We start from the raw sequence: 13,543 nt of genomic DNA on the forward strand, positions 1-13,543 counted from the left end.
GCTTATTTACGTTTTGAGCGCCATTAACGCAAATTCAAAGCTCGTCTTTTTATGCTAGCCATAGCTCAACATCGTGGATCATAAAGTTACCATTATAAACAGGATCAGGTTCACCTATTGGTTCCAACTCAAAATAGGCTTTATGCTCGTCGGGTAAGCCTTCATAGCCACCAATAACTTGATACAGCCAGTTTTCGGATTCCCACTCAAGCTTATTAGCTTGTAGATACTCAAGCGCCGACTGGCGAAGACCTGAATCAATGACTTCACAGAAATACTCATCGACAGCTAGCTTCAATGGATTATCTGGGATATCAAAATCTTCCACTGCAGTCATTGTGGTTTCAACATTATGCTCACGCACTTTGCTTGGTAACAAGTCCCGACTAATGGCTTTAATTTTTGATACCGTATCAAGCAAGGTTAACTCATGCTGACTATTATGCACATCAACACTGGCAGGCTTGATGATCGCTTCAGCGCAATTAAACAACCTAGGAACATGCTTATGGCCAACATGATTTTCTGGTTGATAATCAGGGTGTAAATCTGTGTGCAGTAAAAAACCTTTCAACAATCGAGTTCGGCCTTGGATTTGTCTAAATCGCCCTAAAAGCTCCAATAACCTGCCCTGCACCGCACTGATTTCTTGAGTACACTGACTTAAAGTTTCTTGTAAGTTAGTGACCAGCAAACGTCGTAACTCACGAATATCACCGGCAATCTCACTTAATTCGCTGAACTGGAACATCTCCAGACCGTTAAGTAGCTCAGATACCTGACTTTGGGCTAATTCATTTTCGCGAATTTTAGCGTTGATACTTCCCACATAGCCAAACTCATTATTGATCCGGCTCCATAACACCCTAATGGAGTACCTTAGGCTATCGGTAAAGCTATAAACATGTTCACTTAAGTCAGCTAAATACGCTTCAGCGGCACTGTAATCGATATTATGACGGGCTTCTTTATAATGATCAGCCAAAGTCTTAATGGTGCTAAATGCGGATCCCACATTAGAATCAATCTGCCGATTACGTTCATCACTTAAGGCTTCTTCTAGTAAAGCCCGCACCGAGCGTTTTAGTCGCAGCTCTTCGTCTGGTTCTGGTCGCCATAAAATACCGCTCTTTTTCAGTTTCTCAATCACCGCAACATCATGAGTAGATTCACTGACTGAGCCTGCTAAATAGGCATCCATAACCACATCAGCATGACGACTGAGCTGTTTGAGCAGCTTAACCCCGGCTTGATGTAAATTATTACTCATACTAAATCCCGTTGCGTGGCCGTTTCAGCTTGAGCTTCAAGACTTAGTCCTTCGGTTTCATCAATAAAGCGAATCACCTCATACAGGTAATCAAGCTTACCCGTGGCGATGTAAATCTGCTTTTCGCTGTTTGGCTTAATCAAGTAGCCCAGTTCAACTAACCGCTTAAACACCAGTTTTATTTGGTTATCGACATTACTGCTGGTTGAGCCAAATAGTCGATACTGGCTTAATTTAGCCAGTTGTTCCATAAAGGCTGGCGTATCTTCAATACGCGCCTGCAGCTCAGTTAATCTTATTGGTGCGCCTTCACTTAAAGGGGCATCTTGGCCACTGCTCTCTTGCACCAGTACTAACCATTCCACCAGCGGAATTAACGCTGAACAAATGTCTTTAAACTGACTCGAGATAACCTTCTTTTCTTGATCTCCTAGTTGCTGGTAACCACAAAAAAATACATCGCCTTCAGCAGCCGATGAAATCGTGCGATTAATTTGGTTAAGATATTGCTCAACCTTTTCAAAGGTGGTGCTATTTTTAAGCGCGCGCCAACCATCTTCATTGGTTGTGCGACAAATAAACTCGCCGCGTAACAACTGTTCAATCAATACCCCTGTGCCGACCAAAGGCGTGTCTGAAGAGACAGAGTTTAATGAGTTTGAAGTAGACGTTATAGACTCAGACATTACACAGCCTCCTTGTTAGCTCGTTGGCTTAATCGTTCTGCCAGAGGATTACTTTTAGGCTTAACCACTTGCAGTTTTCGGGTTTGTTTATTGATAATATAGCGGTTAGCAAACAAGTTAAGCACTTCAGATTCTGGGTTAGGGAAGGCCCCCAAAACACTGATATTGTTATTGACACAAGCATCAAAAATCTTCTTCACATTGGTGTGATGCAAAGTGCCTAATTCATCAATTGGCCAATGAATAGTGACATCTGCTTTACCGCGTAATAAGCGCGTAAATGCCAATAAGAACTTACACAAGATTAAGTAAGCCATACCATGACTTGATGACTCATTAAGTTGTCTGTCTGTGCGAATGATTAAGTCACTGTTGCCTTCTTTTAGGCGCAATTCAATTTCCAGTAATTTAGCAATACCACCAGATAATGCGGAGCGGCCAATGATGTCTAATGCTCGGCGCATACTTGAGGTGTAATGCTCATCAGGCAATTGGCTAAAACCATCCGCTTTCCATTGTTTAAAGGCTTTCACGAACACTTCTAATTCTGGCCAGAACTCTAATTCACTAATACGCGAACGAATCCTCACTGCCGACTCTGAAACACCATCAAGGAATAACTCTTCGCCTACTTCGCGAGTAATCCGCGCGCTTTGTGAGGCAATACGGCGATCGATATCGGCAAGCACATCATAATAAGCGGTTAAATCGATACCAAAAATACGTCCTTGCTCACGAATAGCCATCAGTGATTGCGGCACCATCACATTCAGCAGTTGCTCAAGTTGCGGCACTAACTTACGGTAATCCAGTAAACGGATCCCTTTATCGTTAGTAAAGCTCGACTCATCCCGAGCACGCTCCCAAAACTCAGCTAAACTCGAACCGGATTTACTGACAATCACCGAGTCAAAGTGTTCAACATATTGCTTTACTGAACCCAATAAATAGTCACGTTGCAGAAGTAACTCTTCACCTTGTCTTAAGCGTTCGCCAATACTGCCATCAGCTTCATCTTTACTAGGTGGTAGTTTCAATTCCGCTAATTTGCGCATCACTGCACGTAATTTAGTTAAGTTTTCGGATGCATCGACTTGCGCAGCATCTGAAGCTTTTTTCTTGGTTTCAAGCTGCTGTTTACGTTGCTTCACATCTGCTGTTTTATTTGCAAGCTGCTGCTCTAACTCTAGTGCGGCTTGTTTGACTTTAGATAAGTCGGTTTGCAGTTTAGGTTTAGTGATCATCCATGCATTTTGATACCAATGGTCATAACGCAACACATCACTTCGACGTTTTTCAGCGTTACTGATTTGGCTTTCTAATTCACGGATGCTTCCTTTAAGCGCAACAATCGCTGCTTCATCGACACCGCGAGATTTAAGCTCGTTCTTGTACCAAGTATCACAGGCTTTCTGTTCTTGTTTGGCGTTACTGCGGCGAGTCTCAATATTGGCTTTGATTTGCCCCAGTTGGTTATCCAGTGCGCCAACCACATCTTGCCAGTAAGCATTTTTTTCCATTCGCGCTTCAAGCGCTTGCTCTTTTTGCTCAGATAACCAAGCTAAATGGTGATTATGTTGTTGCTTAAGTTCGTTATCTAATTGAATAAGACGCTTGCTTGCATGGGCTTTTCTATCAGCCAAAGCTTGATTGATTTGCTCTTGAGTACTGCGTTTTTCATCAAATAAACGCCTAACATCTTCACGACTATTTTTATAAGCTGTGCGGGCAAAGGTAAGCTCTTTATTAAGATTATCGAGCTCATCGTTGATGGCAACCAGCTGATCTTCGTGCTCAGCTTTAAGCTCTTCAGCTTGGGCTAAAGCATCTTCAGCTTTATTGAGCCTTAAACGCAAGTCTTGTTCAGAGGCGGCATAATCAGGCACCTCAATCGCTTTAAGATCTAAGCCAATACCAAATAACGACTCGTCATTATTTCCTGAAACACTTGGATGTAAGTCTGTTCGATGGAGTAATTCTGGCGCAATCACTTTACCAAAGCTTTGCTCCCAGCCCGGTGACTCTTTGCGTAGAAACTCAAGTAAAGTATGTGACTGAGGAAATAAAACCCCCTTAACATCATCCACATCGCTTAGTCGCTCATTTACTCGAACACTGGCGATACGTAATGCTTCGCTGACTTGATCGCGCTTTGCTCTGAGTTTGCGTTCATCACTCGATAAACGATCGACTTTTTGATTACATATTTCTTGCTCTTCATCGGCGCGACTAATTCGTTCATCGAATACCGCCAGCGTCATTTTTTCTTCTTCGGTATACGTTACGCCATCAATCTGATGACTTAACTCACCACGAGTTAATTTGAGTTGGTACTCTTGTTCAGCAAATGCCGCTTTACCAGCATCGGTTTTATCACGCCATAAATTCTCTAATGCCGCTAAATCTTCTGACGACGCTTCACGCTGACTATCGCGGTTTTCACGCGCTTCATCTTGCTCTTCATGAAGAGATTCCAGCTCACGGTGCAGTTGCTCTGCAATTTTGCTGCGACGAGAACTGTAAGCTGCTTCAATATCTTGGTGCTTTTCAGTTTGTAGCTTATGGCGCTCTGTGAGGTTTTCTAAATCACTGCGCCAATTATCCAAACTGTCTAAATCAGCTTTAGCTTGCTCAATATTGGCATTTAAAAAGCCTTCGTATTGATCTTCAATGGCATCCAGTTCAGCTTCATACTTACGTGTGTCACCTTGCGCAAAAGATAACTCCTGACTGATCTCATCACGTGCTTCTTTCCACTCTTCATCTAATAATCTCAGCTGTAAACTGGCATCTTTAGATTCATTTTGATTGATATCTTGTCTCTCGGCTTCAAAGGTTTCATCTGCGCGATAACCTTTAGCCAATGTCCCTAAACGCAATTCAGCGCTCAGTAACTGGTTAAATTCTTGTTCTAATTTCTCAAACTCTGGGCGAATTTGTTCAAAGCCTTGTACCAATTGGCTTTCACGGATCCAATTCTCGACACGCTGCGGATTAAGGCGAGACGTTGGCGGATTAACTCCGTCTTCTTCTAAAATAGCCGCAACCATCGACTTAACGGTTTCCATTTTTCCTTCTTTGGAATGGACCGCTTTAGCAAGTTTCTCTATATGACGTAATGAATATTCACTGTCACACAATGAAAAGTGATGCGCATAGGTGCGTAACTCACCTTTATTACCACCTGTAGTTAATAAACTGCGATCGTGTTGGATAATCGCGCGATATTCACGGGTGTTCAGTAGATTAGTATGAGTGACTTGAGCACGTTTCATTTCTCGGCCAAGTTCTGCCATGGTATGACAAATAATTGTATCGCCATTACGGTTTTTAACGTAATCATCTAACTCGAAGCCTTTAGCAATAAAGCGATAGTTAACACCTTTGCCGTCACCAGCTGATGCCATAACCGCTTGATACAACTTACCATCACTCTTTTGATACTCATAAATGATATAGCTTGAATCGTGAGGTAAGTACCAACGCTCGAAACTGTCACGGGTAGAAGGAACAACGCGGCTTGGGTATTCGCCATAAAATACAGGAACCAGTCGCTGTAACGTGGTTTTACCCGACGCATTGGTACCACAAATATTAGTGTGTCCATCTAATTGAAGTTCTACTACACCTGGGAGGTGAGTATTAATTAACACGATTCTGATCAAGCTTGGCATTGGAGTCCTTTTGCGCAGTCAGCTAAAGCTACAAACTAGATTTTAAGGCACTTTTTAAGCGCTTTTCTTATGAGCTTGGCTTATGATTTTTTACCTATTGGTAATAAGTTAAATCAAAGCGATGAATGAAGCAATTTCGCCGATTATAATGTTTGAGATAATACGCTAACAAGACGAAAAGTGGCGCCTAACAAAGCAGCAAACAGTGATGTTTAATTCATTTATTCCTAATGGAATAAGCGATATTCCAAATAGCGCAACCAGCTTTGATAGAATGGGGGATATTTATCTCTGTACATTGCTCATCAATCAATAGGTTTCCCTTTTCGTATGGCAAAATCTCATTTACTCACATCACTTTCAATTTTGTGTACGCTACCTGCTTCTTTGCTAGCTACCGCTGACGAAAAGCACCATGAAGATCCGACTAAAATTGTCACTAAAGCGGGTGTCGGCTATAACGATCAATTTACCTTTTCGGGATCTATTGGCCTTGATGCTACGCGAATGGTAAACGCACGCATTAATGATGATGGCAGTGAATGGCGCATTGGCGGTTCTTGGTTATTTGATTTTGGTATTGTGAACTTTAACTTTAATCGCAATGAATACGACAATGATGCGAGTTCTAACGGTTATAGTGTGGGTACATTTATTCCATTGAGTTATTTCGGTTTTACCCCTGGTGGCTGGCAAATATTTCCTATGGCCGGCTACAACTATACCTATGGCGACATTGCCGAAGAAGACGTCATAGATGATAACGGCTTTATTTTAGTCCCTAAAACCAGCCATGGTGCATATCTTGGCGCTTTTGCGATGAAGCCTCTCGGAGAAAGTTGGACCTTAATGGCATTTGGCGGTGGCGCTGTCGGTAGTGACAGTTATTCTAGCTATTGGGCTGGCGGCGGTGCGAGTTATAAAATTAATCAGCAGCAATCATTTAACTTTTATGGCTTTATCTCTGAGAGTGACTACGGAAAAACCAATAAAATCGGGATTTCTTATACTTATCAATTTGAGTAAAATGTTTTCTGAGGTTTTGTTTACTTTTATCTCAAAACCTATGATCAAAAAAGCCACCTGACGGTGGCTTTTTAGTGACTGTTTTTTGCTACTATTTTTAAAGGCTGTTTTTAAAGGCTGTTTTTAGTAACTAATTTTTTAGTAACTGTGAATTTATCCTACAGCTTATATTTCGTTAGAGCTTAAACTGAGAGGTCGCACTTTGAAGCTCGTCAGAGAAACCTAATAAGCCTTCTGATACATCTTGTACTTCAGCAAGGATATCTAAAGTTTGAACAAATGAAGCATTCATTTCAACCACGTTATGACTCACTTGCGCCGCAACCGCTGATTGCTGTTCTGTCGCCGCCGCAATATGGGTGTTCATGGTATTAATACTGACAATCTGTTCTTGAATTGACTTAAGCACATCGCCAGTTTCACGGGCATGTTTCTCATTATCTGATGCTTTACCAATAGCGACATCCATGGTGCTAACCGAAGATTCAGCCGCTACTTTTAAACGCGATAGCACTTCGCGAATCTCTTTAGTTGCATCAGCAGTTTTCGACGCTAATGCGCGGACTTCATCAGCAACAACCGCGAAGCCGCGCCCCTGCTCACCCGCTCTTGCTGCTTCAATAGCAGCGTTCAATGCTAAAAGGTTAGTTTGTTCGGCAATTGAGGTAATGACATTCAAAATTGAATTAACGCTTTCGGTATCTTTGGCTAATTCATTTATCGAGTCTGAAGCCACTTCAATTTCAGCATTAAGCTCTTGAGAGATATTAATTGTACTGGCCACCACAGCTAAACCGTTTGTCGCTTCTTGCTCTGCGCTATCTGCAGCTTCCGCTGCCTGTTGAGCGCTTTGGGAAATTTCATTAACAGAAATACCCATTTCTTCCATTGAGTGTTGCACTGCTTTTGCATCTAAGCTTTGTTTTTCTGTGGCTTGCGTGGCTGTTCCCATACGCTCTTTTAAAGACTCTGCGCTTTGCAGTAATGGCGCTGTCACACTGACGACTTGTTGAATCGCATCAGCAAGAAGACGTAAGAAACGATTGAAGTTAGAAGATACCTGCCCTAGTTCATCACGACCAGTGACATCTAACTGATGGCGCAAATCACCTTTACCGTCAGCTAATTCACCCAAAGAGTTAGCTAGATTACCTGCTGAACCACTTAATGATTTTGCGATTGATATAGTCGCAATAGCCATAATTAATAACAGCACTAAGCCAATTGATAATGTCAGTGCCAAGCTGCTTTCAGAACGACTAACTGACTCTTGAATGGTGTTATTAAATTCAGATACTTTATCGGTTTTATATTGCTGAACACCATTGATAAGCTTGTCGTAAACTTGAGTTTTATTGGCAATAATTTCGCCGACTTTACTCATATCAAGGGTGTTATCTATCATCCCCTTAGCAAGATCATAGGTTATGTCATTATATTGGGAGAGTTCTCGATTCAGTGTTGATAATCGTGAAGCTTGTTCATTATCAAGCCCTGTTAAGCTATTAATGTTCTTCTTTAATGATTCAAAGGTCTTGTTAGCATTATCAATCAGGTCTTCATCAGCAAAAGACACTGCCTGAGTATAAAGTTCATCAAGTCTTTGCACATATATAACGTTTTGATTGGCGAGTTCAACTCGTTGAGAAACCTTATCTTGCATGAAGGTCATGGTATCGTTGTTTTTATTAATTGCTACGATACTGATCGTTAAATTAACAGCGAAAATAATCACTGATAATACAAAAATTAAACCGATTTTTTTAAAAATAGACATATTGCTAAACCAATTCATTTATTGCCCCCAAAGCACTAAAAAAGTAAATTTATGACTTAACAAAGTCATTCAAATTGACTACAACACATTGAATTTAAATTAGTAAATTGTGTAATAGTGATTATGTGATGTAACGACAAAGAATAAAGAAAACAAGCAACTGTTGACTATGGAATTGTTACAATTGTATATATCGGCTTTACAGAGTAAATCTAAAGCTAATGAGCAATATTATTTCTTGAACTGTCTTTAACTTCATACAGTTTATCGTCGGCATGCTTAACTAATCGCTCAAGTGTCATGCCCGAATGCCATTGGACGACACCTTGAGATAGGGTCACAAACTCACTTGCTAATGAATCAGGATGTTTAAACGCCATTTGGCTTAATTGTATTTTGATATTGTTAGCGACATCTATCGCACCAGAAAGGTCTGTTTCAGGTAATAAAACGATAAACTCTTCGCCACCATAACGGGCGCAAACGTCTCTTGGCCTTTTAATTTGTTTGGTCAATAACTTAGCCAGTTCGACTAAACATTCGTCACCTCGTTGGTGACCTAGATAGTCGTTGAGTTTTTTAAAGTAATCGATATCCATTAAGATAATCGACAGAGGTAAGCCCGTGCGTTCAGAGTGTTGAATTTCTTTATTCAACATTGAGTCAAAATGGCGTCGATTACTCAGCTTGGTTAAGCTATCCGTTAGTGCCAACTGATTTAATTCGCTTACCAAACGCTGATTCTCAACATCTTTAAACACCGCTTTTCTGAACCACTTTTCTACTACTTGTTGACCAGAAATAATCACAGCAAAAAAGCTCAGCATTTTAATCACTGGAATAAATAAGTCGATAGAAAAGAAAAAGACTCTCGCAATCACTAAATAAGCACCAATAATTAATACGGGGACAATCAGTAATCCTCGTGACGGGAATAGCGCCACCACAAATGAAATTAAAATCAAGTGGATCAATGACTCAACGGTTGTTTGAGCAGACAATGCTTGAAATAAAAACAAATTACACACTAATACCCAACAGAGAACCAAGGCGAAAATGAAGGCATAAAATCTTTTGTAATTATTTACTTGAAGGTTTTCTGATAATGCGAAATTGTGAATAAGACCGAACAGTGAAATTAACGTAATTGGAATGAGGCTGAGTGAAGTAAAAACGATGTCTTTATCTGGATTATTGATCACAATAGAAACAAAAATCACAATAGTGAGAATGAATGATAAAACACTAAGCCATCGGCAACTTTTTGCTAAGTATTGTTGCGTCTCTATATGCAACTGGAATTCAAAAGTTGGTGTCTTCGTTTGCATGTATCTGATTATTTTTTGAGTTATTATGATTTGATTATAGCCATTTTTTAATCACTTGCGACATTAAGTGTAAGATTAAACACTGATTTTAAATTGAGAGTTTTTACAAACCCAAAAACAGCAACTCCTTGCAGCATTTTATCAGCCGGATTAACTCAGAGACATAAAAAAAGCTAACCTAAGTTAGCTTTTAACATTTCCGAAAATTTGATTTATTTAAGCAGCGATTTCAGCTGCTTTAGTCTGCTCATTTTCACTGTGTCGAATAAGGTAATCGAATGCACCAAGTGAAGCTGTCGCCCCACTGCCCATCGCAATAATAATTTGCTTATACGCTGAGTTAGTCACATCACCAGCAGCAAACACACCAGGTATTGAAGTTTGACCCTTGCCATCGACGATGATTTCTCCGCGACCAGTCAATTCCACAGTATCTGTTAGCCATTCAGTGTTGGGCACTAAACCTATTTGTACAAAAATACCCGCTAGCTCAACATCATGTGATTGATTCGTTTTGCGGTCGGTATATTTAAGACCCGTTACACGTTTACCGTCACCTATAACTTCGGTAGTCATAGCCTGAGTGATGATATCGATATTACCCATAGAGTGGGCTTTACGTTGCAGCACTTCATCTGCACGCAATGTGGTATCAAACTCAAGAACAGTAACGTGCTCAACGATATTGGCTAAATCAATCGCAGCTTCGATACCTGAATTGCCGCCGCCAATCACCGCGACACGTTTTCCTTTAAACAGTGGACCATCACAATGTGGACAATACGCAACACCGCTACCACGATATTCTTGTTCGCCAGGTACGTTCATTTCACGCCAGCGAGCTCCGGTTGCTAATAATACTGTTTTACTTGATAACTTAGCGCCACTTTCAAGCTCTAATTCAAATAAGCCGCCGTCTTTTAAAGACAATGCACGCTGATTATCCATAATATCAACGTCATAATCTTTTACGTGTGCTTCTAAATTAGCAACCAACTTAGGGCCTTCAGTTTTAGATACTGAAATAAAGTTTTCAATACCGACAGTTTCAGCCACTTGGCCGCCAAACTTATCAGCAACAATACCCGTTCGAAGTCCTTTACGTGCAGCATAAATTGCCGCAGATGCACCCGCTGGGCCGCCGCCGACGACAAGCACATCAAAAGCTTCTTTATTGTTAATCTGTTCGGCTTTTCTTGCTACAGCATTAACATCAAGTTTATTTAATATTTCTACTACGCTAATGGCGCCTACTGAGAATGGTTCGCCATTCATGTATACCGTTGGTACCGACATGATATTGCGCTCATTGATCTCATCTTGAAACAAAGCACCGTCAATCATCACATTGGTAATATTTGGATTAATTGCCGCCATCATATTTAATGCTTGAACAACTTCAGGACACGTTTGGCAGCTCAGCGAAACGTAGGTTTCGAAATGAAATTCACCAGGTAAGGATTTAACTTGTTCAATCACTTCATCGGCAAGCTTAATCGGATGACCACCAGAGTGAAGCAAAGCAAGCACTAATGAAGTGAACTCATGCCCCATAGGTAAACCAGCAAAAGTAATATTAGTGTTTAGCTGCGGGTTAATAATACTCATGGATGGGGTTCTTGAACCCATTTTTTCTGTCAAACTTACTAAGTCAGACAGTCCTGTGACATCTGTAGCAAGTGACAATAATTCTTGAGATTTTGGGCTAGCGTCTGCTGACACGACAAGTTCAACTGGGCGCTTGAGGTTTTGCAGATAGGTGTTCAGTTGATTTTTAATATTCGTATCTAACATACGTGTGCTCCTAAAAAGTAAATAAGTTGAGCAAAAAAATGTGTCAATCTCAGTAACTCCAACAAGGTGATGAAACTTGTTTGAGCCAAGGGGGCCTAAGATTGACAGGAGATGATTTGGAACAATGGAGATAATCTAATTGAAACCGTTTTATCAAATATTGGCTCACTCATGATGATGAGATGAGCAAGCCAATGCTGATAATATTTTACGCTTAGATTTTAGTGACTTTTAGATTTTACCTACTAAGTCAATTGATGGAGCAAGTGTTTCTTCACCTGGCTGCCATGCTGCTGGACATACTTCACCATCGTGAGTTGCAACGTACTGAGCTGCTTGAATTTTACGAACTAACTCAGATGCGCTACGACCAATACCAAGATCATGGATTTCAGCAACTTTAACTTCACCTTCTGGGTTCATTACGAAAGTACCGCGAAGTGCTAGACCGTCTTCTTCAATCATTACACCGAAGTTACGAGTGATTGCGCCTGTTGGGTCACCAATCATTGGGTAGTTGATTTTGCTGATTGTGTCAGAGCTTGCATGCCATGCTTTGTGAGTGAAATGAGTGTCAGTTGATACTGAGTAAACTTCAACGCCCATTTCTTGTAACTTAGCGTAATGGTCTGCCATGTCGCCTAACTCAGTAGGACATACAAATGTGAAATCCGCAGGGTAGAAGAAAACAACTGACCACTTGCCTAGCAGATCTTGCTCAGACACAGGAACAAATTCGCCATTGTGAAATGCTGTTGCTGAGAATGGCTTGATAGTTGAATTGATGATTGATTGAGTCATTGTATTGCTCCGTAAATTTAATTAAGTGTTTAGCTGTATCCGTTTGATGGGATAGATAATAGCGACAACTCAGAATTAAATATAACGGATAAAAACTATCACCTTAATCGGTTTTTTAGAATGACGATAAAGTTAGGGTAAGTGTTATCGGATTTTCCGATGACCAATTTCAATAGTCCAAATAATGAGGGTTAAAACAAGCACCCATCAAACAAGTACTTATTAAACAACCACTTATCAAGCAAGAGTAACAGACTAACAATCACATCATTAATCACTATCACTCAAGTTTCATATTCTAAAACCTTTATTCCCATTGGGTGAAACGAGTCAGTGAACGCCCTACAGGGTAATCAAGTTGCTGTGACAATTGCTGTAGCTGCTGTTTGTTACTTGCGGCGCTGAATGAGTGAGGTTGTTTACTGGCATAAATCACCCAGTTACCCCCGCCTGTTAGGGTTGCATACACATTCGCAAACTGCTGCGATAGCGTTTGCTTTAACAGCTCGCTTTTACTGTGCTCTTTCCAACAATTTAATACCAAAAAACCATCAGCTTTAAGGCCTTTATGGCAATGCTCAATAAACTCCTTGGTTAACTGCTTTTCATCAACACCTTGTTCGATATACATGTCTGCAAAAATGATGTCTACTCGCTTATGATCGCCTTTAGCGAGAAATTCACCACCATCTTGATGAACAAGATTAAGCTTTTTGCCAATTGGTAATTGAAAATAACGTTTCGAAATATCAATCACATCTTGTCGAAGCTCCACAGCAGTGAGCTTAATCCCCGCATCAAAACGCCTTAAAGCATGCACCAACCCACCGCCACCTAGCCCTAGAATAATTGCACTTTTAGGTGTTGAGAAAAGTAATACCGCTAGCATTGCCTGAATATAAGTATGCTGAGGAACATGAGGCTTAGCTTTAAGGATTTTGCTTTGTTCGTCATTATCACCAAAGGATAAAATACGGTAGTCGTTATCTTCTAATACGAATATTGGGCCGATCTCATCGTTGCACTGGTGTAACTGCTGGTAATCTAACATTTAACTGACTCTAGTGATCCGACTGTAAATTTTCTTATATTCAACATGACGAATTTGATTGCAAGCTGGACAGTTTACAGGATAAATTCTAACTCTCATCGTCTGAGTTCAAACTTAACAAGAACAATCTGAAATC

9 protein-coding genes are annotated in these 13,543 nt (G+C 40.6%); 1 reads left to right on the top strand and 8 read right to left on the bottom strand.

Annotation, left to right across the window (positions count from 1 at the left end):
* Positions 1 to 49: 49 nt before the first annotated feature.
* Genes AB4153_RS05635 through AB4153_RS05645 form a run of 3 tightly spaced genes read right to left on the bottom strand, consistent with a single transcriptional unit; the run spans position 50 to position 5,630 of the window.
* Positions 50 to 1,270 (bottom strand): phosphoenolpyruvate carboxylase, encoded by a 1,221-nt coding sequence (locus AB4153_RS05635; protein ID WP_248956254.1) that lies wholly within the window; start codon positions 1,268 to 1,270, stop codon positions 50 to 52.
* Positions 1,267 to 1,956: a condensin complex protein MksE gene (locus tag AB4153_RS05640; RefSeq protein WP_102526586.1), complete on the bottom strand. Its 690-nt coding sequence runs from the start codon at positions 1,954 to 1,956 to the stop codon at positions 1,267 to 1,269. Before AB4153_RS05640 ends, AB4153_RS05635 begins: the two co-directional genes overlap by 4 nt.
* Entirely contained in the window at positions 1,956 to 5,630 is a 3,675-nt protein-coding gene (locus AB4153_RS05645; protein WP_371996640.1) for an ATP-binding protein, read from the bottom strand. The genes AB4153_RS05640 and AB4153_RS05645 overlap by 1 nt, the downstream gene beginning before the upstream one ends.
* Positions 5,631 to 5,960: 330 nt before the next feature.
* On the opposite strand from AB4153_RS05645, the gene AB4153_RS05650 reads away from it, so the two are divergent.
* Positions 5,961 to 6,656: a hypothetical protein gene (locus tag AB4153_RS05650; protein WP_371996642.1), complete on the top strand. Its 696-nt coding sequence runs from the start codon at positions 5,961 to 5,963 to the stop codon at positions 6,654 to 6,656.
* 175 nt (positions 6,657 to 6,831) lie between these two features.
* Here AB4153_RS05650 and AB4153_RS05655 read toward each other — a convergent pair whose 3' ends face one another.
* From AB4153_RS05655 to AB4153_RS05675, 5 genes are all read right to left on the bottom strand, one after another.
* A complete protein-coding gene (locus AB4153_RS05655; RefSeq protein ID WP_102526589.1) occupies positions 6,832 to 8,451 on the bottom strand; it encodes a methyl-accepting chemotaxis protein in 1,620 nt (539 codons plus the stop codon).
* 200 nt (positions 8,452 to 8,651) lie between these two features.
* A complete protein-coding gene (locus AB4153_RS05660; RefSeq protein WP_102526590.1) occupies positions 8,652 to 9,761 on the bottom strand; it encodes a GGDEF domain-containing protein in 1,110 nt (369 codons plus the stop codon).
* A gap of 216 nt (positions 9,762 to 9,977) precedes the next feature.
* Positions 9,978 to 11,555 (bottom strand): alkyl hydroperoxide reductase subunit F, encoded by a 1,578-nt coding sequence (gene ahpF, locus AB4153_RS05665; protein ID WP_371996643.1) that lies wholly within the window; start codon positions 11,553 to 11,555, stop codon positions 9,978 to 9,980.
* A gap of 231 nt (positions 11,556 to 11,786) precedes the next feature.
* Positions 11,787 to 12,356: an alkyl hydroperoxide reductase subunit C gene (gene ahpC, locus AB4153_RS05670; protein ID WP_371996644.1), complete on the bottom strand. Its 570-nt coding sequence runs from the start codon at positions 12,354 to 12,356 to the stop codon at positions 11,787 to 11,789.
* Positions 12,357 to 12,663: 307 nt separating this feature from the next.
* Complete coding sequence (locus tag AB4153_RS05675; protein ID WP_248956259.1) at positions 12,664 to 13,407, bottom strand: spermidine synthase; 744 nt, start codon at positions 13,405 to 13,407, stop codon at positions 12,664 to 12,666.
* Positions 13,408 to 13,543: the final 136 nt, after the last annotated feature.

This window comes from Shewanella sp. 10N.286.52.E4, assembly GCF_041468785.1.
Lineage (GTDB): Bacteria > Pseudomonadota > Gammaproteobacteria > Enterobacterales > Shewanellaceae > Shewanella > Shewanella electrodiphila.

Excerpts from the sequence above, each read along its gene's own strand:
- AB4153_RS05645 (WP_371996640.1), bottom strand. The coding sequence starts at position 5,630 with ATGCCAAGCTTGATCAGAATCGTGTTAATTAATACTCACCTCCCAGGT.
- AB4153_RS05675 (WP_248956259.1), bottom strand. The coding sequence starts at position 13,407 with ATGTTAGATTACCAGCAGTTACACCAGTGCAACGATGAGATCGGCCCA.
- AB4153_RS05660 (WP_102526590.1), bottom strand. The coding sequence starts at position 9,761 with ATGCAAACGAAGACACCAACTTTTGAATTCCAGTTGCATATAGAGACG.
- AB4153_RS05635 (WP_248956254.1), bottom strand. The coding sequence starts at position 1,270 with ATGAGTAATAATTTACATCAAGCCGGGGTTAAGCTGCTCAAACAGCTC.
- ahpF (WP_371996643.1), bottom strand. The coding sequence starts at position 11,555 with ATGTTAGATACGAATATTAAAAATCAACTGAACACCTATCTGCAAAAC.
- AB4153_RS05640 (WP_102526586.1), bottom strand. The coding sequence starts at position 1,956 with ATGTCTGAGTCTATAACGTCTACTTCAAACTCATTAAACTCTGTCTCT.
- AB4153_RS05655 (WP_102526589.1), bottom strand. The coding sequence starts at position 8,451 with ATGAATTGGTTTAGCAATATGTCTATTTTTAAAAAAATCGGTTTAATT.
- ahpC (WP_371996644.1), bottom strand. The coding sequence starts at position 12,356 with ATGACTCAATCAATCATCAATTCAACTATCAAGCCATTCTCAGCAACA.
- AB4153_RS05650 (WP_371996642.1), top strand. The coding sequence starts at position 5,961 with ATGGCAAAATCTCATTTACTCACATCACTTTCAATTTTGTGTACGCTA.